The organism is Pseudomonas sp. VE 267-6A, from assembly GCF_024126555.1.
GTDB lineage: Bacteria > Pseudomonadota > Gammaproteobacteria > Pseudomonadales > Pseudomonadaceae > Aquipseudomonas > Aquipseudomonas palmensis.
In genome coordinates this window covers 41,753-64,033 of the sequence record NZ_JAMYBY010000004.1, presented here as the reverse complement: position 1 = coordinate 64,033, position 22,281 = coordinate 41,753, and the positions used below count along the sequence as shown (strand labels likewise).

At 65.9% G+C, this 22,281-nt stretch carries 17 protein-coding genes; 10 read left to right on the top strand and 7 right to left on the bottom strand.

Translation table 11 applies throughout. The features are described 5' to 3' along the window. Positions 1–95: 95 nt before the first annotated feature. The 7 genes from pilG to NJH59_RS05310 all read left to right on the top strand — a co-directional run bounded on the left by pilG (position 96) and on the right by NJH59_RS05310 (position 10,041). A complete protein-coding gene (gene pilG, locus NJH59_RS05340; RefSeq protein ID WP_043862141.1) occupies positions 96–506 on the top strand; it encodes a twitching motility response regulator PilG in 411 nt (136 codons plus the stop codon). A gap of 48 nt (positions 507–554) precedes the next feature. After that, on the top strand, positions 555–920 hold the full coding sequence (pilH, locus tag NJH59_RS05335) for a twitching motility response regulator PilH (RefSeq protein ID WP_043862140.1): 366 nt from the start codon (positions 555–557) through the stop codon (positions 918–920). Then, a complete protein-coding gene (locus tag NJH59_RS05330) occupies positions 917–1,471 on the top strand; it encodes a chemotaxis protein CheW (protein ID WP_253086487.1) in 555 nt (184 codons plus the stop codon). The genes pilH and NJH59_RS05330 overlap by 4 nt, the downstream gene beginning before the upstream one ends. Before the next feature lie 15 nt (positions 1,472–1,486). Next, positions 1,487–3,535: a methyl-accepting chemotaxis protein gene (locus NJH59_RS05325; protein WP_043862138.1), complete on the top strand. Its 2,049-nt coding sequence runs from the start codon at positions 1,487–1,489 to the stop codon at positions 3,533–3,535. Positions 3,536–3,570: 35 nt separating this feature from the next. Continuing rightward, positions 3,571–8,889 carry an Hpt domain-containing protein gene (locus NJH59_RS05320; protein ID WP_253086552.1) on the top strand — a complete coding sequence of 1,773 codons (5,319 nt, stop codon included), beginning with the start codon at positions 3,571–3,573 and terminating at the stop codon, positions 8,887–8,889. After that, positions 8,882–9,346, top strand: coding sequence for a chemotaxis protein CheW (locus NJH59_RS05315; RefSeq protein ID WP_043862137.1), 465 nt, complete (start codon positions 8,882–8,884; stop codon positions 9,344–9,346). The genes NJH59_RS05320 and NJH59_RS05315 overlap by 8 nt, the downstream gene beginning before the upstream one ends. Positions 9,347–9,423: 77 nt before the next feature. After that, positions 9,424–10,041 carry a hemolysin III family protein gene (locus tag NJH59_RS05310; protein ID WP_043862136.1) on the top strand — a complete coding sequence of 206 codons (618 nt, stop codon included), beginning with the start codon at positions 9,424–9,426 and terminating at the stop codon, positions 10,039–10,041. Between the two features lie 69 nt (positions 10,042–10,110). On the opposite strand, the gene NJH59_RS05305 is transcribed toward NJH59_RS05310, so the two are convergent. Next, positions 10,111–10,830: a 16S rRNA (uracil(1498)-N(3))-methyltransferase gene (locus NJH59_RS05305; RefSeq protein WP_043859631.1), complete on the bottom strand. Its 720-nt coding sequence runs from the start codon at positions 10,828–10,830 to the stop codon at positions 10,111–10,113. Positions 10,831–10,937: 107 nt separating this feature from the next. Then, the gene (locus NJH59_RS05300; RefSeq protein WP_078479848.1) at positions 10,938–12,344 is read right to left on the bottom strand and encodes an adenosylmethionine--8-amino-7-oxononanoate transaminase; all 1,407 of its coding nucleotides are present in this window, start codon (positions 12,342–12,344) and stop codon (positions 10,938–10,940) included. 190 nt (positions 12,345–12,534) lie between these two features. On the opposite strand from NJH59_RS05300, the gene NJH59_RS05295 reads away from it, so the two are divergent. The 3 genes from NJH59_RS05295 (at position 12,535) to NJH59_RS05285 (ending at position 15,709) form a co-directional block, all read left to right on the top strand. Next, entirely contained in the window at positions 12,535–14,301 is a 1,767-nt protein-coding gene (locus NJH59_RS05295; protein ID WP_253086486.1) for a flavin monoamine oxidase family protein, read from the top strand. A gap of 245 nt (positions 14,302–14,546) precedes the next feature. Then, entirely contained in the window at positions 14,547–15,098 is a 552-nt protein-coding gene (locus tag NJH59_RS05290) for a cytochrome b (protein WP_043863618.1), read from the top strand. Between the two features lie 32 nt (positions 15,099–15,130). After that, positions 15,131–15,709 (top strand): YceI family protein, encoded by a 579-nt coding sequence (locus NJH59_RS05285; RefSeq protein WP_043863617.1) that lies wholly within the window; start codon positions 15,131–15,133, stop codon positions 15,707–15,709. 65 nt (positions 15,710–15,774) lie between these two features. Here NJH59_RS05285 and NJH59_RS05280 read toward each other — a convergent pair whose 3' ends face one another. The 5 genes from NJH59_RS05280 to ahcY form a co-directional block, all read right to left on the bottom strand. Further along, positions 15,775–17,667, bottom strand: a complete 1,893-nt coding sequence (locus NJH59_RS05280; protein ID WP_043863616.1) for a DEAD/DEAH box helicase — start codon at positions 17,665–17,667, stop codon at positions 15,775–15,777. A 222-nt stretch (positions 17,668–17,889) separates the two neighbouring features. Further along, complete coding sequence (locus NJH59_RS05275; protein ID WP_043863615.1) at positions 17,890–18,675, bottom strand: ABC transporter substrate-binding protein; 786 nt, start codon at positions 18,673–18,675, stop codon at positions 17,890–17,892. A 48-nt stretch (positions 18,676–18,723) separates the two neighbouring features. Further along, positions 18,724–19,806 carry a hypothetical protein gene (locus NJH59_RS05270; protein ID WP_253086485.1) on the bottom strand — a complete coding sequence of 361 codons (1,083 nt, stop codon included), beginning with the start codon at positions 19,804–19,806 and terminating at the stop codon, positions 18,724–18,726. A 104-nt stretch (positions 19,807–19,910) separates the two neighbouring features. After that, positions 19,911–20,756 (bottom strand): methylenetetrahydrofolate reductase [NAD(P)H], encoded by an 846-nt coding sequence (gene metF, locus NJH59_RS05265; RefSeq protein ID WP_043863614.1) that lies wholly within the window; start codon positions 20,754–20,756, stop codon positions 19,911–19,913. Positions 20,757–20,852: 96 nt separating this feature from the next. Next, positions 20,853–22,262 carry an adenosylhomocysteinase gene (gene ahcY, locus NJH59_RS05260; RefSeq protein WP_054915763.1) on the bottom strand — a complete coding sequence of 470 codons (1,410 nt, stop codon included), beginning with the start codon at positions 22,260–22,262 and terminating at the stop codon, positions 20,853–20,855. Between the last annotated feature and the right edge of the window lie 19 nt (positions 22,263–22,281).

The window sequence follows — 22,281 nt, the reverse complement described above, 5'->3', positions numbered from 1 at the left end:
GGCGCGGCGAGGCTCGATGGAATGCACCCCCAGAGTGTGCTAAAAAGGCCTGGCACGTGGCCTGCAAGGCCCTTCCAGGCGATGGTAGAGCAATTATGGTACAGCCCGACACGGCGTTGAAGGTGATGGTGATCGATGACTCCAAGACGATTCGCAGCACTGCCGAAAAGCTGCTGGGCGAAGCCGGTTGCGAAGTCGTCACCGCAGTCGACGGTTTCGACGCCCTGGGCAAGATCGTCGACCACACCCCGGGGATCATCTTCGTCGATGTGCTGATGCCGCGCCTCGATGGCTACCAGACCTGCCTGCTGATCAAGCAGAACAGCGCGTTCAAGGACATCCCGGTGATCATGCTGTCGTCGCGCGACGGCCTGTTCGACAAGGCGCTCAGCCGCCAGGTGGGCTCTGATCAATTTCTGACCAAACCTTTCAGCAAGGAAGAACTGCTGGATGCGATCCGCGCCCATGTGCCGGGTTTCGCCGCAGAAGAACAACCCGCACCCTGACGTCGCCGCCCTCCTGGCCGCGGCGTCATGCCTTTATTGGGGAACAGCATGGCCCGAGTTCTGATCGTCGACGATTCGCCGACCGAAATGTACAAACTGACCGGAATGCTCGAAAAGCACGGGCACCAGGTGCTCAAGGCCGAGAACGGCGCCGATGGCGTGGCCCTGGCCCGCCAGGAAAAGCCCGATGCGGTGCTGATGGACATCGTGATGCCCGGCATGAACGGCTTCCAGGCGACCCGTCAGTTGAGCAAGGATGACGTCACCAAGGGCATCCCGGTGATCATCGTCACCACCAAGGACCAGGAAACCGACAAGGTCTGGGGCCAGCGCCAGGGCGCCAGCGACTACCTGACCAAGCCGGTGGACGAAGACACCCTGATCCAGGTCCTGAACAAAGTTCTCAAGGCTTGACCACGCGGCGCATGGGCGAATCGCTGACCGCCTTCGAGCTGTTGCTCGAAATCGACCGGCGCTGTCGCCTGCTGGCTGCCGACCTGCCATTGCAGGAAACCCGCCTGCAGACCTGGAGCGGCATCGGCTTTCGCATGGCCGAGCACTGGTTCGTGGCGCCCATGGGCGAGGTCGCCGAAGTGCTGCAGGAACCCCGGCTCAGCCGCATTCCCGGGGTCAAGCCATGGGTGGCGGGGGTGGCCAACCTGCGCGGGCGGCTGTTGCCGGTGATGGACCTGTGCGGTTTTCTCGGCCTGGGCCTGTCGGTGGTGCGCAAGCAGCGGCGGGTGCTGGTGCTGGACCACGAGGAGCTGTTCGCCGGGCTGCTGGTGGACGAAGTGGTGGGCCTGCAGCACTTTGCCCTGCACGGCCTTGAGCTGTCGCCGCCGGCGCCGCTGCTGCCGGCTGCGACCCCCTTCGTGCAGGGGCACTTTCAGCGCGAGCACTGCTGGGGCATTTTCAGCCCCTTCGCCCTGGCCCAGGCGCCAGGCTTTCTCGATGTGGCGTTGTAAAGGGATGCCAGACCTGTGACCAAGTTCAAGACCCGCCCCTCGGTACAAGGCTCGCGCAGCAGCGCGCAGATCGCCGCACTGTTCATCGTGCTGATCCTGTCGATCATTCTGCTGTTCGCCAACTTCGCCTACCTCAATACCCAGGCCAACTACGACAAGCAGTACATCGGCCATGCCGGCGAGCTGCGCGTGCTGTCCCAGCGCATCGCCAAGAACGCAACCGAGGCCGCCGCCGGCAAAGCCGTGGCGTTCAAGCTGCTCAACGATGCGCGCAACGATTTCGAACAGCGCTGGGGTTACCTGAAAAAAGGCGACCCGGCCACCGGCCTGCCGTCGGCCCCGGTGGCGGTACGCGGCGAGATGGATGCGGTGCAACGCGACTGGGAGAGCCTGCGCAAGAGCACCGACGCGATCCTGGCCAGCGAGCAGACCGTGCTGTCGCTGCACCAGGTGGCCGCGACCCTGGCCGAGACCGTGCCGCAGTTGCAGGTCGAGTACGAAAAGGTGGTGGAGATCCTGCTGCAAAGTGGCGCCCCCGCCAGCCAGGTGGCGGTGGCCCAGCGCCAGTCGCTGCTGGCCGAGCGCATCCTGGGCTCGGTCAACACCGTGCTGGCCGGCGACGACACCGCGGTGCAGGCCGCCGATGCCTTCGGCCGCGATGCCAGCCGCTTCGGCCAGGTGCTCGACGGCATGCTCGGCGGCGCGCCGTCGATCCAGGTCACCCGCGTCCAGGACCCGGATGCCCGTGCGCGCCTGGCCGAGATCGCCGAGCTGTTCCAGTTTGTCGCAGGCTCCGTCGACGAGATTCTTGAAACCTCGCCCGAGCTGTTTCGCGTGCGCGAGGCGGCCGGCAGCATCTTCAGCCTGTCGCAGACATTGCTCGACGAAGCCTCGCACCTGGCCAACGGCTTCGAGAACCTGGCCTCCGGGCGCACCCTGGATACCGTCGGCGGCTACGTGCTGGGCCTGCTGGCGCTGGCCTCGATCATCCTGATCGGGCTGGTGATGGTGCGCGAAACCAATCGCCAGCTCAGCGAAACCGCCGAAACCAACGAACGCAACCAGCAGGCGATCATGCGCCTGCTCAACGAGATCCAGGAACTGGCCGACGGCAACCTGACCGTCACCGCCTCGGTCACCGAGGACTTCACCGGGGCCATCGCCGACTCCATCAACTATTCCATCGACCAGTTGCGCGACCTGGTGGCGACCATCAACCTCAGCGCCGAGGAAGTCGCCAGCGCGGTGCAGGAGACCCAGACCACCGCACACCTGCTGGCCAAGGCCTCCGAGCACCAGGCCCAGCAGATCACCGATGCGTCGATTGCGGTGGGCGACATGGCGGAGTCCATCGACCGGGTGTCGGGGCACGCCTACGAGTCGGCCAAGGTGGCCGAGCGCTCGGTGGCCATTGCCAACAAGGGCAACGAGGTGGTGCACAACACCATCAACGGCATGGACAACATCCGCGAGCAGATCCAGGACACTGCCAAGCGCATCAAGCGCCTGGGCGAGTCGTCCCAGGAAATCGGCGACATCGTCAGCCTGATCGACGACATTGCCGACCAGACCAACATCCTCGCCCTCAACGCGGCGATCCAGGCGTCGATGGCCGGCGAGGCCGGGCGCGGCTTTGCGGTGGTGGCCGACGAGGTGCAGCGCCTGGCCGAACGCTCATCTTCGGCCACGCGCCAGATCGAGGCGCTGGTACGCGCGATCCAGGCCGACACCAACGAGGCGGTCATCTCCATGGAGCAGACCACCGCCGAAGTGGTGCGCGGGGCGCGTCTGGCGCAGGATGCCGGGGTGGCGCTGGCCGAAATCGAGGGTGTATCGCAGACCCTGGCCGAACTGATCCACAGCATTTCCGATGCCGCGCAGTTGCAGACCTCTTCGGCCGGGCAGATCTCCCACACCATGGCGGTGATCCAGCAGATCACCTCGCAGACCTCGTCCGGCTCGACCGCCACCGCCGAGAGCATCGGCAACCTGGCGCGCATGGCCAGCGAGATGCGCCGTTCGGTGTCGGGCTTCACCTTGCCGCCAACCACGGAGCCGCGCTGACCGGCGCGTGGGACTTTATGGCTACTAAAGTGCGTATCGCCGAGCGCCACGACAAGGTGGCCCTGGCCTGGGTCAAGGGCCCCATCGACGACTGCCTGGCCCAGGCCCGCCAGGCGTTGGAGCAGTTTGCCGGCGACGCTGGCGACAGCCAGGTGCTGGAGCGTTTCGACGCGCCGCTGCGCCAGGTGCGCGGCTGCCTGCAGATGCTCGAGCTGGAAGGTGCGGCCTTGCTGACCCGTGAAATGCAGCAGCTGGCCCAGGCCCTGGGCGAAGGCCGCGTGGCCTCTCGCGGTGACGCGCTGGGCGCGTTGTTCAGGGCGCTGGAGCAGTTGCCGCAGTACCTGCAACACCTGCGCGGCGCCCGGCACGAGCTGCCGTTGCTGGTGCTGCCACTGCTCAACCCGTTGCGTGCCGCGCGTGGCGCGCCGGCGCTGGCCCAGGCCAGCCTGCCGGGCGAGCAGGCCGTCGCCGAGCCCGCTGCGGGGCTAGGCCTGAGCCTCGGCGCGCTGCGGGACCCGCTTGAGGCGGTGCCGGGGCGCGATGCGATGCGTTCGGTGGTGCTGGCAGTGCGCGAAGACCTGGTGCGCATCAAGGAGCTACTGGACCTGTTCGTGCGCAGCGACCGCCAGCAGGTCGAGGCGCTGGCCCCGCTGCTGGCGCCGTTGCGCCAGATCGCCGATACCCTGGCGGTGCTCGGCTTCGGCCAGCCGCGCCGGGTGATCATCGACCAGGTGGCGGTGCTTCAGGCCCTGGCCCAGGGCCAGCGGGTGCCCGAGGACGCGCTGCTGATGGATGTTGCCGGGGCGCTGCTGTATGTCGAGGCGACCCTGGGCGGCATGGTGGGCTCGATCGAGTCGGTCAGCCAGGCCAGCGTACCCGGCACCGACCTGGACGACATTCGCCGACTGGTGCTGGACGAGGCCCACGGCGTGCTGCTGCAGGCCAAGGACCTGATCGCCGATTGCCTGGAGGCCGGCTGGGATCGCCTGCGCCTGCAACCGCTGCCGGGGCTGTTCACGCAGATCCGCGGGGCGCTGGCGATGCTCATGCTGCCCCGGGCGGCGGCGCTGGTGCGGCGTTGCCATGATTACGTCGAGACCCACCTGCTGTACGCCGAGCGGCTGCCGGACAACGCCGCGCTGGATCACCTGGCCGATGCCCTGTGCAGCCTGGAACTGTACCTGCAATGGCGCGCCATCGACCCCCAGGCCGACCTGGACGAATGGCTCGAGCGCACCCAGCTGGCCCTGACCGCACTGGGGTTCCCGAGCCTGCCGCCGGCCCCGTCGGCACCCGCGCCTGCGCCCGAGATGCACGAGGCACCGCTGGACGACGAGCTGCGCGAGGTGTTCCTGGAGGAAGCCGAGGAGGTGCTGCAGCAGTTGCAACAGCACTGGGCGATATGGCGGGGCAACCCGGCGGCACGTGACGCGCTGGTGGAAATGCGCCGCGCCTTCCACACCCTCAAGGGCAGCGGCCGCATGGTGCGCGCCCAGGTGCTGGCCGAGCTTGCCTGGGCCGCCGAGCACCTGCTCAACCGCATGCTCGAAGGCCGGGTCGAAGCCTGCGGCGATGTGCTGGCCGGGCTCGAGCAGAGCATTGCGCTGCTGACGCCGTTGCTGGATGAATTCGCCCAGGCCCAGGCTCTGCCCCATGCCGAGGTCGAGCGCCTGGCCACGCGCCTGCATGCGCTGGCGATGAACGACCCGCTGGGCGTCACAGCCCCGGAGCCGGCCTTCGACCCGCGCCTGCTGGAGATCTTCCGCAACGAGGCGCAGACCCACCTGGCCAGTGTCGACGAGTTTCTGCAGGCCGCCGAGGCGCAGTTGCCGGTGCCAGTCAGCGACAGCCTGCAACGGGCGCTGCATACCCTCAAGGGCAGCGCCGCGATGGCCGGGGTGGTGCCGATCGCCGAGCTGGCCAGCGCACTGGACCTGCTGGCCCGCGAATTCAAGGCCCACCAGCTGGGCCTGGACCTTGACGAGCTGTACCTGCTGCAGATGGCCGAACCGCTGCTGCGCCGCGGTCTGGCACAGCTCGACAGCACCCCGCTGGCACCCATCGGCGGTGCCCGGACCCTCATCGAACAGATCGACCAGCTGGTTGCTGCGCGCCTGCAGGCACTGCGCGATGCGCCGAGCCAGGGCCTGCGGGTCAAGCGCGACCCGCAACTGATCGCCAGCTTCCTGGCCCAGGGCATGGACATCCTGCTGGACGCCGAAACCCTGTTGCAACGCTGGCAGGAGCACCCCGGCGAGCGCCAGGAGCTGACTGCGCTGCTGGATGAACTGACCACCCTGGGGCAGAGCGCGCACCTGGCCGACCTGTGGCAGGTGGACGAACTGTGCGAGGCGCTGCTGGACCTGTACGGCGCGGTGGAGGAGAGCAGCCTGGCGGTCAGCGAGCGCTTCTTCGGCGAGGCGCAAAGGGCCCATGAAGCCCTGATCGACATGCTCGACCAGATTGCCGCCGGCCAGGAAGTGGACCCGCAACCACAACGCCTGCACGCTTTGCGCGAGCTGCTCGAACAAGGCCTGGCGCCGGATGCCATGGGCCTGGTGCGCAGCCAGGGCGAGCAGCCCGGGCAGATCGCCGAACTGGGCGACGCCACCCGCGCGCTGCAACGCCAGGCGCACGACAGCGAGGTGGTCGAGCTGTTTCTGGAGGAGGCCCGCGACATCCTCGAAGGGGCCGACCAGGCCCTGGCGCGCTGGGCCGGCGACCCCGACAACGGCTCGGCGCTGTCGTCGCTGCAGCGCGACCTGCAGACCCTCAAGGGTGGCGCACAGCTGGCGCAGGTGGGTGCGGTCGAGGTGCTGGCCCAGGAGCTGGAGTTGCTCTACGAGGGCCTGGTCGATCGCCGTTACCAGCCCGGCAACCTGTTGCCGGGCCTGCTGCGTGAAAGCCATGCGTTGCTCGGGCGTCTGCTCGAGCAGGTGCAGCAGGGACAGGCAACGGAGCTGGTGGTGGAACAGCTGGCAGCCCTGCGCGAGTTCCGTCACACCGCACCGGCGCCCGAGCCCCAAGGCAAGCCGGCGGAGCCCCAGCGTCACGAGGGCGACAAGGAACTGCTGGAGATCTTTCTCGAGGAAGGCTTCGACATCGCCGAAAGTGCCGGTGCCGCGCTGCTGCGCTGGCAGGCCGACCCGCGCAACGGGGTGGAGGTGGAGAACCTGCTGCGCGACCTGCACACCCTCAAGGGCGGTGCGCGCATGGTCGAGATCGCGCCCATCGGCGACCTGGCCCATGAACTCGAATTCCTCTATGAACACCTGGCGGCCGGGCAGCTGCAACCCAGCCCGGCGCTGTTCAGCCTGCTGCAGAACTGCCATGACCGCCTGGCGCACATGCTCGATGCGGTGCGCCTGCACCAGCCGCTGCACGCCGCCACGGCGCTGATCGACTATATCCGTAATTTCAGCAGTGCTGCCCTGAGCGACACCGCCGCCGCAACGCCCGGCGCCGAGGTGGCCCCGGTGGAAGTGGCGGCGCCGAGCCCGGAGCGTGCCCCGGCCGACATGGTCAAGGTGACGGCCGAGCTGCTCGACGACCTGGGCAACCTGGCGGGCGAGAACTCGATCATTCGCGGGCGCATCGAACAGCAGGTGAACGATGCGCAGGTGGCCCTGGGCGAGATGGAAACCACGCTCGAGCGCATGCGCGACCAGCTGCGCCGGCTCGATACCGAGACCCAGGGGCGCATCCTCAGCCGCCAGCAGAGCGAAGGCGAGGCGCTGGGCTATGACGACTTCGACCCGTTGGAAATGGACCGTCATTCACAGTTGCAGCAGCTGTCGCGGGCCCTGTTCGAGTCGGCCTCCGATCTGCTGGACCTGAAGGAAACCCTGGCCGTGCGTGCCCATGACGCCTACAGCCTGCTGCAACAGCAGGCGCGGGTGAACAGCGAGTTGCAGGAAGGCCTGACGCGCACCCGCATGGTGCCGTTCGAGCGCCTGGTGCCGCGCCTGCAGCGGGTGGTGCGCCAGGTTGCCAGCGAGCTGGGCAAGCAGGTCGAGCTGGTGGTGGGCAATGCCGAGGGCGAGCTGGACCGCAGTGTGCTCGAACGCATGGTGGCGCCGCTGGAACACATGCTGCGCAACGCCGTCGACCACGGCATGGAAAACCGTGCGGCGCGCCTGGCGGCGGGCAAGCCGGAGCAGGGCACCATCGCCCTCAACCTGCTGCACGAAGGCGCCGATATCGTTATCGAAATGACCGACGATGGCGCCGGCGTGCCGCTGGAGGCGGTGCGGCAAAAGGCGATCAAGCGCGGCCTGCTGGACCCGGCCACCGAACTGAGCGATCACGAGGTGATGCAGTTCATCCTGCGGCCCGGGTTCTCCACTGCCGAGAAGATCACCCAGATTTCCGGGCGTGGCCTGGGCATGGACGTGGTGCACGAAGAGGTCAAGCAACTGGGCGGCTCGATGGTGATCAACTCGGTGCCGGGCAAGGGTGCGCGTTTTCTGATTCGCCTGCCGTTCACCGTGTCGGTCAATCGCGCACTGATGGTGAACTACGGCGAAGAACAGTACGCGGTGCCGCTGAACACCATCGAGGGCGTGGTCCGTGTACCGCCGGCCGAGCTCGAGGCCTGCTACCAGCTGGACCCGCCGTGCTACCGCTACGCCGGCCACCGCTATGAACTGCGCTACCTCGGCGAACTGCTGCAGGGCGAGGTGCAGCCGCGCCTGCTGGGGCAGAGCCTGCCGCTGCCGGTACTGTTGGTGCAGGCCCACGACCAGCAGTTCGCCGTGCAGGTGGACAGCCTGGCGGCCAGCCGTGAAATCGTGGTCAAGAGCCTTGGCCCGCAGTTTGCCGCAGTGCACGGGCTGGCCGGGGCGACCCTGCTGGGCGATGGCCGCGTGGTACTGATTCTCGACCTGCTGGCGCAACTGCGTGCGCTGCACCTGCAGTTGTCCAAGGTGGCCCAGGGCGCCGCACGCCTGCGCCTGGAGCACCCTGGCAATGCCGCCGCACGTCCGTTGCTGGTGCTGGTGGTGGACGATTCGGTCACGGTGCGCAAGGTGACCGGGCGCCTGCTGGAGCGCCATGGCATGAACGTGCTGACGGCCAAGGATGGGGTCGATGCCATGAGTGTGCTGGCCGAACACCGTCCCGACATCCTGCTGCTGGACATCGAGATGCCACGCATGGACGGCTTCGAGGTGGCCACCCAGGTGCGCCAGGACCCGCACCTGAAGGACCTGCCGATCATCATGATCACCTCGCGTACCGGCCAGAAGCACCGCGACCGCGCCATGGCCATTGGCGTCAACGACTACCTGGGCAAGCCCTACCAGGAGTCGGTGCTGCTGCAGAGCATCGCCCGCTGGAGTACCCCGCATGCTTGAACAGACCCCTCGCAACAATCGGCGCAACACCCTCACCGGGCTGTTGCTGCCGTTGAGCGACCGCAGCCTGGTGCTGCCCAACGTGGCGGTGGCCGAGCTGATCGGCTACCAGCCGTGCACGCCCTTGCCGCATCAGCCGGCCTGGTTGCTGGGCTGGATCGACTGGCGCAGCCAGCGCCTGCCGCTGCTGAGCTTCGAGGCGGCCTGCGGTGGCCAGACCCAGGTTGGCGAGCGCGCGCGCATCGTGGTACTCAATGCCCTGGGCGATACGCCGCGGCGTTTCTTCGCCCTGCTGGTGCAGGGCATACCGCGCACGTGCAAGCTCGACAGCCAGCTCAACTACGTCGATGTGCCGCTGGCGCCGCTGGAGCTGGCGGCGGTGCAGGTGGGCGAGCAGGTGGCGCGGGTACCGGACCTGCCCGGGCTGGAACAGCTGTTGCAGACGGCCGGGGCCTAGTACCAACCGCGTAATGCACTTGATGCCGGGCTTGTGTAGGGTAGGGGAGCGAATCATTCTACGGAGGGCATCAATGCATGTACCACGGTGAACGTTTCAATGCCTGGACCCACCTGGTGGGCGCGGTTCTGGCCTGCATCGGCGCGATCTGGCTGCTGGTGGTGGCCGGGATGCAGGGCGACCCCTGGAAGATCGTCAGCCTGGCCATCTACGGCTTCACGCTGATGCTGCTGTACAGCACTTCGACCCTTTATCACAGCGTGCGCGGGCGGGCGAAGGTGATCATGCGCAAGCTCGATCACCTGTCGATCTACCTGCTGATTGCCGGCAGCTATACCCCGTTCTGCCTGGTGAGCCTGCGCGGTCCGTGGGGCTGGAGCCTGTTCGGGGTGGTGTGGGGGCTGGCGGTTATCGGCATGCTGCAGGAGATCAAGCCGCGCTCCGAGGCGCGCGTGCTGTCCATCGTGATCTACGCACTGATGGGCTGGATCGTGCTGGTGGCGGTCAAACCGCTGCTGGCCAGCCTGGGTACGGCGGGGTTCGCCTGGCTGGCGGCGGGGGGCGCGCTGTACACCATCGGCATCATCTTCTTTGCCTATGACAGCCGCTTCCGCCATTGGCATGGCATCTGGCACCTGTTCGTGATTGCCGGCAGCCTGCTGCACTTTATCGCGATATTTTTCTACGTGCTTTAGGGCCCCTTCGCCGGCAAGGCCGGCTCCTGCAGTAGGAGCCGGCCTTGCCGGCGAACGCCGCGACGCGGTCTAGAAGTCGCCCCACAGCTGCTGCGCCACTGCCAGCGCCACCACTGGCGCCGTTTCGGTACGCAGCACCCGCGGGCCCAGGCGCGCGGCATGGAACCCTGCCGCCTTGGCCTGCTCCACTTCTACCTCCGACAAGCCGCCCTCCGGCCCGATCAGAAACGCCAGGCTCGCGGGCCTGGCATGGCTGGTCAAGGGTTCGGCCACCGGGTGCAGCACCAGTTTCAGCGCCTCGTCTCGCGCCTTGAGCCAGTCTGCCAACAGCACCGGTGAATGGATCGTCGGCACTGTCGAGCGCCCGCATTGTTCGCAGGCACTGATCGCCACCTGGCGCCAGTGGGCCAGGCGCTTGTCGGCACGTTCGTCCTTCAGACGCACCTCGCAGCGTTCGCTGACGATCGGGGTGATCACGCTGGCACCCAGTTCGGTGGCCTTCTGGATCGCCCAGTCCATGCGCTCGCCACGGGACAGGCCCTGGCCCAGGTGCACGTGCAGGGGGGATTCGGCCTGGCCGGGGAGGGCCTGGGCGAGCGTGACGCGCACGCTCTTCTTGCCGACCTCGAGCAGTTCGCCCAGGTATTCCTGGCCGCTGCCGTCGAACAGTTGCACCGCATCGCCCGGCGCCATGCGCAGCACGCGGCCGATGTAGTGGGCCTGGGCCTCGGGCAGGTCGTGCTCGCCCAGGCTCAGGGGGGCGTCGATGAAGAAGCGGGACAGTCTCATGGTTCTGCTCTGAATAAGATGGAGGCAGTTCGGGCGCCATCGCGGGTAAAGCCTGCTCCTGCAGGGTTACAGGTGATCCCTGTTGGAGCTGGGACCCGCGATGCTGTTTAGCCCGGATCGCGGAAATCAGGATGGAAATCGGCCGGCACCGCCACGCTCACGCTGCTGCGCGTGGCGATATCGATGCCCTCGCTGGCCACCTCGGCCAGGAAGTCGATCTGTTCGGGGGTGATCACGTACGGCGGCAGAAAGTACACCACGCTGCCCAGCGGGCGCAGCAGCGCACCACGGGTCAGGGCATGCTCGAACACCTTCAGGCCGCGCCGCTCCTGCCACGGGTAGGCGGTCTTGCTGACCTTGTCCTGCACCATCTCGATGGCCAGGGCCATGCCGGTCTGGCGCACTTCGGCCACATGCGGGTGGTCGACCAGGTGCGCGGTGGCCGTGGCCATGCGTGTGGCCAGGGCCTTGTTGGCCTCGATCACGTTGTCCTGCTCGAAGATGTCCAGGGTCGCCAGCGCCGCGGCACAGGCCAGCGGGTTGCCGGTATAGCTGTGCGAGTGCAGGAACGCGCGCAGGGTCGGGTAATCGTCGTAGAACGCGCTGTACACCTCGTCGGTGGTCAGGCACGCGGCCAGCGGCAGGTAGCCGCCGGTGAGGGCCTTGGACAGGCACAGGAAGTCGGGGCGGATGCCGGCCTGCTCGCAGGCGAACATCGTGCCGGTGCGCCCGAAGCCTACGGCGATCTCGTCGTGGATCAGGTGCACGCCGTAGCGGTCGCACGCCTCGCGCAGCAGCCTGAGGTACACCGGGTGGTACATGCGCATGCCGCCGGCGCCCTGGATCAGCGGTTCGACGATCACGGCGGCGATGCTCTGGTGGTGTTCGGCCAGGGTCTGTTCCATGGCGGCGAACATCGTGCGCGAATGGTCTTCCCAGCTCACGCCCTCGGGGCGCAGGTAGCAGTCGGGGCTGGGCACCTTGAGGGTGTCGAGCAGCAGTGCCTTGTAGGTCTCGGTGAACAGCGGAACGTCGCCCACCGACATCGCCGCGATGGTCTCGCCGTGGTAGCTGTTGCTCAGGGTGACGAAGCGCTTCTTGTCCGGCTGGCCCTTGTTGAGCCAGTAATGGAAGCTCATCTTCAGCGCCACTTCGATGCACGAGGAGCCATTGTCGGCGTAGAAGCAGCGGTTCAGGCCCTCGGGGGTGAGCTTGACCAGGCGCTCGGACAGCTCGATCACCGGCTGGTGGCTGAAGCCTGCGAGGATCACGTGTTCGAGCTGGTCGACCTGGTCCTTGATGCGCTGGTTGATCTTCGGGTTGGCGTGGCCGAACACGTTGACCCACCAGGAACTCACCGCGTCGAGGTAGCGCTTGCCTTCGAAGTCTTCGAGCCATACGCCTTCGCCACGCTTGATCGGGATCAGCGGCAGGTGCTCGTGGTCTTTCATCTGGGTGCAGGGATGCCACAGGACCTTGAGGTCACGTTCCATCCACTGTTGATTCAGGCCCATGGGCTCTCTCCTGGCGACGCGGGTTCGGGTAACCGCGCAAGCCTATGCAAAGCGCCGGGGCAGGACAACCCATAAGGCGCAAACGGTGCGGGCATTAGTGGCAGGCCCGGGCGGCCTGACGTATCCTTCACCGACGTTTTTCCCGGGGGGATCACCCCGCATTTTCCGCCTTTGATCCGGAGTTCGCCGAATGTCTGCTGGTTGGCTGCGCGCCTGCGCGCTGGTAATGATAGGGCTGTTCAGCGCGGGCGCCCTCGCGGCTGCCAAGCAGCCGACGGCCATCGTGGTCGGTGGCGGCCTGGCAGGCCTCACCGCCGCCTACGAACTGCAAAACAAGGGCTGGCAGGTGACCCTGCTGGAAGCCAAGCCGGGCATGGGCGGGCGTTCGGGCCTGGCCACCAGCGAGTGGATCGGCAACAGCAAGGCCCAGCCGACCCTCAACCGCTACCTCGACACCTTCAAGCTGGCCACCCTGCCGGCGCCGGAGTTCGTGCGCGTACCGAGCTACCTGATCGATGGCGAGTACTTCAGCGCCGCAGACCTGGCCACCAAGCAGCCGGCCACCGCCGAGGCACTCAAGCGCTACGAGAAGACCCTCGACGACCTGGCGCGCTCGATCAGCGACCCTGAAAACCCGGCGGCCAACAGCACCCTGTTCGCCCTCGACCAGCTCAACGTTTCCGGCTGGCTGGACAAGCTGCAACTGCCACCGACCGCGCGCCAGTTGGTCAACCAGCAGATCCGTACCCGCTATGACGAGCCTTCGCGCCTGTCATTGCTGTATTTCGCGCAGCAGACCCGCGTGTACCGCGATGTGAGCGATCGCGACCTGCGCGCCGCCCGTCTGCCCGGCGGCAGCCCGGTGCTGGCGCAGGCTTTCGTCAAGCAACTGAAGACCATCAAGACCAGCGCACCGGTCAGCGCGATCATCCAGGACAAGGACGGCGTCACGGTCAAGATCGGCGCGGTGGGCTACAGCGCCGACTACGTGGTGCTGGCGGTACCGTTGCGCGCCCTGGCCAAGATCCAGATGACCCCGAGCCTGGACAACCAGCACCTGGCGGCGCTCAAGGGCACCAACTACGGCTGGCGCGACCAGCTGCTGCTCAAGTTCAAGACCCCGGTCTGGGAAAGCCGTGCGCGCATGTCGGGCGAAATCTACAGCAACACCGGCCTGGGCATGCTGTGGATCGAACCGGCGCTCAAGGGTGGCGCCAACGTGGTGATCAACCTGTCCGGTGACAACGCGCGCCTGCTGCAGGCGTTCGGCGACAAGCAGATGGTCGACCAGGTGCTGATTCGCCTGCATGCGTTCTACCCGCAGGCGCGTGGCGCGTTCACCGGCTATGAAGTGCGTCGCTACAGCACCGATGCCGGCACGGGCGGTGCGTACCTCGCCTACGGGCCGGGGCAGATCAGCAAGTTCTGGCGCCTGTGGGAGCGTCCGGTGCAGCGCGTGGCGTTTGCCGGCGAACACACCGATGCGCTGTACCCCGGCACACTGGAAGGCGCTCTGCGCAGCGGCCAGCGCGCGGCGGGCCAGGTGGTGGACATGTCCAACGGCAAGTCGTTCGACCCGGCCAAGCTGGCGCCGGTGGCGGCCGGGGCCGCAGCGGCAGCGGTGGCGGCCAAGGACAGCAAGCCTGGCTTCTTCTCGAGGTTGTTCGGTGGCGGTGACAAGCCGGTAGACAACGCGCCGGCCAAGCCGGTTGATGCGGCGCCAGCTCCTGCGCCAGCCCCAGCCCCAGCCGCTGCACCTGCGCCGGCGCCAACGCCCGCTGCGGCTGCGCCAGTAGCCAGGCAGGCGCCGGCAAAGCCTGCGCCTGCTGCCAAGAAGGCCCCGGCGAAAGCTGCGCCAGCCAAGAAGCCTGCGGCCAAGGCCCAGCCGGTCAAAAAGCCTGCGGCCAAGCCGGTGGCGAAGAAGCCGGCGGCGGCTACCCAAGCCAAGACGCAGTAATGCAGTGACCGCATCGCGGGTCAAGCCCGCTCCCACAGGATCGCCGAAGACCCTGTGGGGGCGGGCTTGACCCGCGATGCGCGTCCAGCAGCACCAGAATTCCTTCCTGCCGAGTTAATGTTTCCTTAACCTGTTCGTCTCACACTAAAGATCATGTTTCTCGATCGTTCAAAGCGAAATTTTCCGCTTTAATTCGATAGATAACCGGTTAGTCTTGGGCACAGTTCTTACAGGGAAACACGGCAATGCAACTGCGCAATTCTCCTTCTCGCTATGGCGTGGTCAGTATCGTCCTGCACTGGGGCGTGGCCCTGGCGGTTTTCGGCCTGTTCGGCCTGGGGCTGTGGATGGTCGGCCTGGACTACTATAGTGCGTGGCGCAAAACGGCACCCGACCTGCACAAGAGTATCGGCCTGACCCTGCTGGCGATCATGCTCGGTCGCGTGCTGTGGCGCTTCATCAGCCCGCCACCACCGGCCCCGGCCAACCACGGCCCGCTTACCCGCTTCGCCGCCAAGGCCGGCCACGGCCTGCTGTACGTGGGCCTGTTCGGGGTGATGATCACCGGCTACCTGATCTCCACCGCCGACGGCGTGGGCATCCCGGTGTTCGGCCTGTTCGAGGTGCCGGCACTGGTCAGCGACCTGCCCAACCAGGCGGATGTCGCCGGGGAAATCCATTTCTACCTGGCCTGGGGGTTGGTGATCTTCGCCGGCCTGCATGGCCTGGCCGCCCTCAAGCACCACTTTATCGACCGTGACGCGACCCTCACCCGCATGCTGGGCCGCAAAGCTTGATGTTCAACCTCAACTCCAAAGGAATAGAAGTAATGTTGAAAAAGACTTTTGCCGCTCTGGCGCTCGGTACCGCCCTGTTCACCGCTGGCCAGGCCATGGCTGCCGACTACAAGATCGACAAGGAAGGCCAGCACGCCTTCATCGACTGGAAAGTCAGCCACCTGGGCTACAGCTTCATCCACGGCACCTTCAAGGACTGGGACGGTACCTTCAGCTGGGATTCCGCCAAGCCGCAGGACAGCAAGATCTCGGTAGACGTGAAGACCGCCAGCCTGTGGTCCAACCACGCCGAGCGTGACAAGCACATCGCCAGCAAGGACTTCCTGGACGTTTCGAAATTCGCCGACGCCAAGTTCGTCTCCACCGCCGTCAAGCCCACTGGCGACAAGACTGCCGACGTGACCGGCGACCTGACCTTCCACGGCGTGACCAAGCCAGTGACCTTCAAGGCCACCTTCAACGGTGAAGGCAAGGACCCATGGGGCGGCGAGCGCGCCGGTTTCAACGCCACCACCACGCTGGATCTGAAAGACTTCGGCATCAAGCTGCCTGGCGACGTGGCACAGACCGCCCAGCTGGACATCTCGCTGGAAGGCGTCAAGCAGAAGTAATTGCCTGGCCTGTAAACAAGAACGCCGCCCCTAGGGGCGGCGTTTTTGTGTGCGCAGTGGCGGGATCAGCGGTTGCGCGTCAGCAGCGCAGGCTTCTCGCCACGTGGGCGGCTTGGCAGCTGCTCGAGCTGTTCGGCGGTCGGGAACCGGTCGATCTTGGATTCCTTGTGCACGATCTTGGGCTGCGACTGGCCGTCACGCGGGTTGCGCACTGCCGGTTCCTGCGACGACTGATCGTCACGGGCCGGGCGGCGGTTGCGGTTGTTGCTGCCGTCACGGCGCGCCTGGCCATCGCGACCACCGCCACCGCTGCGTGCACCACCGCGCTTCTCGCCATTGCTGCCGGCGCCACCGCTACGTGCACCACCACCGGTGTTGCTGCGTGGCTGGCCACCGCGGGGTGCGCCGGTGCCGGTACCGGCGGCTGCCGGTGCGCCCGGGCGACGGTTGCGGCCCTGGCCGCCCTTGTTCTGGTACGGGCTGACGTAGTCGGCACGGTTGCCGAAGTTGTCCACTTCGTCGTCCAGGAAGGCTTCAGGGTCACGGTCGGCCGGGATTTTCGGAACTACTGCTGCCTGACCCGAGGGTGCCTGGCGGGTTTTGCTGTTGTCACGGGGCTTGCGCTCTTGGCGCCCGCCGGCGGCCTTCTCAGTGGCTCTGTCGCCTGCGGGCTTATCCTTTTCCTGGCCTTTGTCCTTGCCCTTGTCCTTGCGCCCGCCGGCATTGCTGCCGTCGGCACGCTGGCCACGGCCACCGCGCGGGTTCATCTGCGGACGTTCACGGGCTTCGGGTTTTTCGGCTTCGACCGTCGAGGCATCGAAGCCCATCAGGTCGCCGTCCTGGATTTTCTGGCGGGTGACGCGCTCGATGCTCTTGAGCAGCTTCTCTTCGTCCGGCGCCACCAGCGAGATGGCCTCGCCGGAACGGCCCGCACGGCCGGTACGGCCGATACGGTGCACGTAGTCTTCCTCGACGTTGGGCAGCTCGAAGTTGACCACGTGGGGCAACTGGTCGATGTCCAGGCCGCGGGCGGCGATGTCGGTGGCGACCATGATGCGCACGGTGCCGGCCTTGAAGTCGGCCAGGGCCTTGGTGCGCGCGTTCTGGCTCTTGTTGCCGTGAATCGCCGCGGCAGTCAGGCCGTGCTTCTCGAGGTACTCGGCCAGGCGGTTGGCGCCGTGCTTGGTACGTGTGAAGACCAGTACCTGCTCCCAGGCACCCTGGGTGATCAGGTGGGCCAGCAGGGCACGCTTGTGGCTGGCGGGCAGACGGTACACACGCTGCTCGATACGCTCGACCGTGGTGTTGGGCGGCGTGACCTCGATGCGCTCGGGGTTGTGCAGCAGCTTGTCGGCCAGGTTGGTGATGTCTTTGGAGAAGGTCGCCGAGAACAGCAGGTTCTGGCGCTTGGCAGGCAAGCGTGCGAGGACCTTCTTCACGTCATGGATGAAGCCCATGTCGAGCATGCGGTCGGCTTCGTCGAGCACCAGGATCTCAACGTGGCTCAGGTCGACGCTGCCCTGGCCGGCGAGGTCCAGCAGACGGCCGGGGCAGGCCACCAGCACGTCGACGCCGCGGGACATGGCCTGCACCTGCGGGTTCATGCCGACACCGCCGAAGATGCAGGCGCTGACGAACTTGAGGTCGCGGGCGTAGATCTTGAAGCTGTCGTGGACCTGGGCGGCGAGTTCGCGGGTGGGGGTCAGCACCAGTACCCGCGGCTGGCGTGGGCCATGGCGCTGGGACTTGTCGGGGTGGCCACCTGGAAACAGGCGTTCGAGAATCGGCAGTGCAAAGCCACCGGTTTTACCAGTACCTGTCTGCGCCGCGACCATCAGGTCGCGACCTTGCAACACGGCGGGAATGGCCCGCTGTTGCACCGGCGTAGGCTGGGTATAGCCCGCTGCCTCGATAGCGCGGACTAGAGCCTCGGAGAGACCGAGGGAAGCAAAGGACATGAGTAATCCTGTTCTAGTGGGGGCTAAGCCCTATGGGAAGTTCGTGCCTGGCGCGACGGGCATCAGGTGATGCTATCGCGTCCGGTCCTGCTGGGCCTTCAATGCGCATCCGGGGGGCGGCGGGCGGGCTCTGGGCGCGCTGTCCTGCCGATCGGGATGCCTTTTGCAAGGCCGAGCGTCCGGGCGTAAGCCTGGCGGGGTTGGCGGAGTATAACAGAGCAATCAGTGCGTGCTGCGTTCCTGCTGCTCAACGGTTTGCGGAATATTCACCTCGGCGCCTGCGTAGCGTGCGTTCAGCTCGGCATAGGCCGGCTCCTGCTTGAAGCGGCGCAGCTCGGCGGCGAAGCGTTGCGCCAGCAGGTCCATGCCGGCATTGCGGCGTACTGCCAGGAACTGGGGCTGGCGGTCGATCACCAGCCCCAGTTCACTGACCTGTTGCTCCAGGCCCAGGCTCTTGATCACATGCCGGCCAACCCGGCGATCGGTGACCAGCAGGTCGATGCGACCCAGTTGCAGCTTGCCCAGGTTGGCTTCCAGGGTAGGTGCCGGCTCGCGCTTGAAGTCGGGTGAATCGGCAAACGCCGGGCCGTAGGTATAGCCGGGCGCGGTGCCCACGGTCAGCCCCTTGAGGTCTTCCAGGTGCCTGATGGCGTGGGGCCGGGCGTTGGCCTGGAACAGCACGAACTCCACGTGCGACAGCGGTTCGCTGGGGTAGAACAGCTGGGCGTCGCGCTGCTCGGTCTTGAAGATGTCGAGCACGCCGTCGGCCAGCCCCTGTTCGACCATCGCCAGGCAGCGCTTCCATGGCAGGAACTGCCATTGCACCTCGATGCCCAGGCGCTTGAACACCTCGGCGGTGACCTCGTAGTCGATGCCCTTGGCCTCTCCGTTTTCCTGGTACACATAGGGCGGCCAGGGGTCGGTGACGATGCGCAGCCTCTCGCCATGAGCCAGGGTACTCAGGCAGGCGAGAAACAGGGCGGCGAACAGTCGGTAAAGATCGGGCATGGCTGGAGAGTACGATGGCTGCTCGAGAATGGCCAGCGCGCCCAGGCTTCAGCCCTCGCGGCGCTGCTCCAGGTGAGCTTTCACGATCGGCAGCTGACGACCCAGGGCCAGGCGCATGCCTGGATGCCTGAACCACTGCCCGAGCTGGTTGGCGCAGGCGGGCTTGCCCTGGCGCCTCTCGACGTTCTCCAGGGCTTTTTCCCACCAGGCCTGGGCGCAGGCGCGATCGAATTCGTTGGCATAGGGATGACAGCCGTAGGCCAGTTCACGCATGAACTGACGTTGCCTTGCCGGCAGCAACAGCCCCAGCAGCTTGCAGTGCAGGCGTTGCAGCAGCGGCGGGCGTGGCAGCTGTGTGTTGACCTGGGCGATATCGGCCATGGCCTGTGTCGAGAGCGGGTCGCTACCGTGCTTGTTCAGCCAGGCCTGGATCTTGGCTCGGAACAGTTGCTTGCGGCTCCAGTAGTGGTGGATCAGGTCGGGGCATTCCTGCACGTTCAAGGTGTCATGGGCGGCGACCGCCAGGCAGAACTCTTCGAGGGTATAGGCGCGCGGGGCCAGCGGATAGAACTCGTCCATCAAGGCGATGGACTGGTCGAGCAGGCCCGCGTCCTGCCGGTACAGGCCGATGACGCCCGAATTGAGCAATGGCATGCCGTCTTTGGCCAGGCCGCGTGCCTGCAGTGGGCCTGCAAGGTTTTGGTACAGTGCGCATTGCTGATTTACGCCGTATTTGCCGCCGACCGCATTGCACAGCAGCGTGCCGGGCTGCATGCGCCGGAACAGCTCGATGGGTGACTGATGGAAAAACGTGTCGGTGTCGATCAGCAGGGCGTGTTCGTGGTCCTGCAGCACCTGGCGCAGCAGCACGTGCTTGGTGCGAAAGTGATAACCGTGCGGCTCGCTCCATGCCTTGCGGGTGTCGGCATCGAGTGCATGCACCGTTACCGGCAAGTGGCGATAGGGGTGCGGGTCGTCGCTGAACACCTGGATATCGAGGGGTTGCCCCGGCGTCTTGTGCAGGTTGGCCAAGGCGCTGGAGATGCTGAACTGCGCTTCCTGATGGTAAGTCTGGGCACCGAAGACAAGATAGATCAGTTGGGGACGTGCGGAAGGGGAAGCGAGGGGCATAGAAACGCGAAGATCCGTATCTGTAAGGGAAAATGGAAAGGGCCTTAGCGTACGCTAAAGCCCTTACCGTTTTCGCAACTATTTATTACCGTGTTTGACAGTAATCAGCGTGGCAGCTTGAGGTTGTTCCACACTGCCAGGCTGGGTTCGGCCTGGTTCAGGGTATAGAAGTGCAGCCCCGGTGCGCCGCCTTGCAGCAGTTTTTCGCACATTTCGGTGATGACCTGTTCGCCGAAGGCCTGGATGCTTTGCACATCGTCGCCATAGGCTTCCAGCTGCTTGCGGACCCAGCGCGGGATCTCGGCGCCGCACGCATCGGAGAAGCGCGCCAGCTTGCTGTAGTTGGTGATCGGCATGATGCCGGGTACCACCGGGATGTCCACGCCCAGCTTCTGCACGCGCTCGACGAAGTGGAAGTAGCAGTCGGCGTTGAAGAAGTACTGGGTGATGGCGCTGTCGGCGCCGGCCTTGGCCTTGCGCACGAAATTGATCAGGTCGTCTTCGAAGTGACGGGCCTGGGGGTGCATTTCCGGGTAGGCGGCCACTTCGATGTGAAAGTGATCACCGCTTTCCTGGCGAATGAATTCGACCAGCTCGTTGGCGTAGCGCAGCTCGCCACTGGCCATGCCCATGCCCGACGGCAGGTCGCCGCGCAGGGCCACGATACGCTTGATGCCGGCGGCCTTGTACTGGGCCAGCAGGCTGCGCAGGTCGTCCTTGCTGTCGCCCACGCACGACAGGTGCGGCGCGGCCGGTACCTTCACTTCGCTTTCCAGCTGCAGCACGGTGTTGAGCGTGCGGTCGCGGGTCGAGCCACCGGCACCATAGGTGCAGGAGAAGAAGTCCGGGTTGTAGCTGGCCAGGGTGCGAGCCGTGGCGAGCAGTTTTTCATGTCCAGCGTCGGTCTTGGTCGGGAAGAACTCGAAGCTGTAACGGCGTTCCTGAGACATGGCGAAATCCTGGTAAACCGATCGTGCTGGCCAGCCGTGAGGCTGGCCACAGAAAAAAGCCGGTGACGCTGTGGCAGCGTCACCGGCTTTGGCCCATCAGTAGCGGTAGGCGTCTGGTTTGAACGGGCCTTCAACAGTCACGCCGATGTAGTCGGCCTGCTGTTTGGTCAGTTGGGTTACCACGCCGCCGAAACCGCGGACCATTTCCAGGGCCACTTCTTCGTCGAGTTTTTTCGGCAGTACTTCAACGGTCAGGCGCTCGGCTTTCTGGGCCGGCGACAGGTCGGCGTACTTCTGGCCGAACAGGAAGATCTGTGCCAGTACCTGGTTGGCGAACGAACCGTCCATGATGCGGCTCGGGTGGCCAGTGGCGTTGCCCAGGTTCACCAGGCGGCCTTCGGCCAGCAGGATCAGGTAGTCGTCGTTCTGCGCGTCGAAATCGCCAGGGCCGGTACGGTGGATCTTGTGAACCTGTGGCTTGACCTCTTCCCATGCCCAGTTCTTGCGCATGAAGGCGGTGTCGATTTCGTTGTCGAAGTGACCGATGTTGCATACCACGGCGCGCTTTTTCAGGGCCTTGAGCATGTTGGCATCGCACACGTTGACGTTACCGGTGGTGGTCACGATCAGGTCGATCTTGCCCAGCAGGGCCTTGTCGACGCTGGCTTCGGTGCCGTTGTTGATACCGTCGATGAACGGCGAAACCAGCTCGAAGCCGTCCATGCAGGCTTGCATGGCGCAGATCGGGTCGACTTCCGAGACCTTGACGATCATGCCTTCCTGACGCAGCGACTGGGCCGAACCCTTGCCCACGTCACCGTAGCCGATCACCAGCGCCTGCTTGCCCGACAGCAGGTGGTCGGTGCCGCGCTTGATGGCGTCGTTGAGGCTGTGACGGCAGCCGTACTTGTTGTCGTTCTTGCTCTTGGTGACCGAGTCGTTGACGTTGATCGCCGGGATCTTCAGCTCGCCCTTGGCCAGCATGTCGAGCAGACGGTGCACACCGGTGGTGGTCTCTTCGGTCACGCCGTGAACGCGGTCCAGTACCTGCGGGTACTTCTTGTGCAGCAGCTCGGTGAGGTCGCCGCCGTCGTCGAGGATCATGTTGGCATCCCATGGCGCGCCATCCTTGAGGATGGTCTGCTCCAGGCACCACTCGTATTCCTGCTCGGTCTCGCCCTTCCAGGCGAACACCGGGATGCCGGCGGCGGCGATGGAGGCAGCGGCCTGATCCTGGGTGGAGAAGATGTTGCACGACGACCAGCGAACTTCGGCGCCCAGCGCGACCAGGGTTTCGATCAGCACGGCGGTCTGGATGGTCATGTGGATGCAGCCGAGGATTTTTGCACCCTTGAGCGGCTGTTCAGCGGCGTACTTGCGGCGCAGACCCATCAGGGCCGGCATTTCGGACTCGGCGATGATGGTTTCGCGGCGGCCCCAGGCAGCCAGGGACATGTCGGCGACTTTGTAGTCGGTAAAATCTGCAGGCGTGTTTACAGCGCTCATCAAGAGCCTCCATTCGTAG

Coding starts and splice junctions, on each gene's coding strand:
- pilH (WP_043862140.1), top strand. CDS start 555: ATGGCCCGAGTTCTGATCGTCGACGATTCGCCGACCGAAATGTACAAA.
- NJH59_RS05280 (WP_043863616.1), bottom strand. CDS start 17,667: ATGTCCTTTGCTTCCCTCGGTCTCTCCGAGGCTCTAGTCCGCGCTATC.
- NJH59_RS05270 (WP_253086485.1), bottom strand. CDS start 19,806: ATGCCCCTCGCTTCCCCTTCCGCACGTCCCCAACTGATCTATCTTGTC.
- NJH59_RS05285 (WP_043863617.1), top strand. CDS start 15,131: ATGTTGAAAAAGACTTTTGCCGCTCTGGCGCTCGGTACCGCCCTGTTC.
- pilG (WP_043862141.1), top strand. CDS start 96: ATGGTACAGCCCGACACGGCGTTGAAGGTGATGGTGATCGATGACTCC.
- NJH59_RS05310 (WP_043862136.1), top strand. CDS start 9,424: ATGTACCACGGTGAACGTTTCAATGCCTGGACCCACCTGGTGGGCGCG.
- NJH59_RS05290 (WP_043863618.1), top strand. CDS start 14,547: ATGCAACTGCGCAATTCTCCTTCTCGCTATGGCGTGGTCAGTATCGTC.
- NJH59_RS05275 (WP_043863615.1), bottom strand. CDS start 18,675: ATGCCCGATCTTTACCGACTGTTCGCCGCCCTGTTTCTCGCCTGCCTG.
- NJH59_RS05300 (WP_078479848.1), bottom strand. CDS start 12,344: ATGGGCCTGAATCAACAGTGGATGGAACGTGACCTCAAGGTCCTGTGG.
- ahcY (WP_054915763.1), bottom strand. CDS start 22,262: ATGAGCGCTGTAAACACGCCTGCAGATTTTACCGACTACAAAGTCGCC.
- NJH59_RS05315 (WP_043862137.1), top strand. CDS start 8,882: ATGCTTGAACAGACCCCTCGCAACAATCGGCGCAACACCCTCACCGGG.
- NJH59_RS05305 (WP_043859631.1), bottom strand. CDS start 10,830: ATGAGACTGTCCCGCTTCTTCATCGACGCCCCCCTGAGCCTGGGCGAG.
- metF (WP_043863614.1), bottom strand. CDS start 20,756: ATGTCTCAGGAACGCCGTTACAGCTTCGAGTTCTTCCCGACCAAGACC.
- NJH59_RS05295 (WP_253086486.1), top strand. CDS start 12,535: ATGTCTGCTGGTTGGCTGCGCGCCTGCGCGCTGGTAATGATAGGGCTG.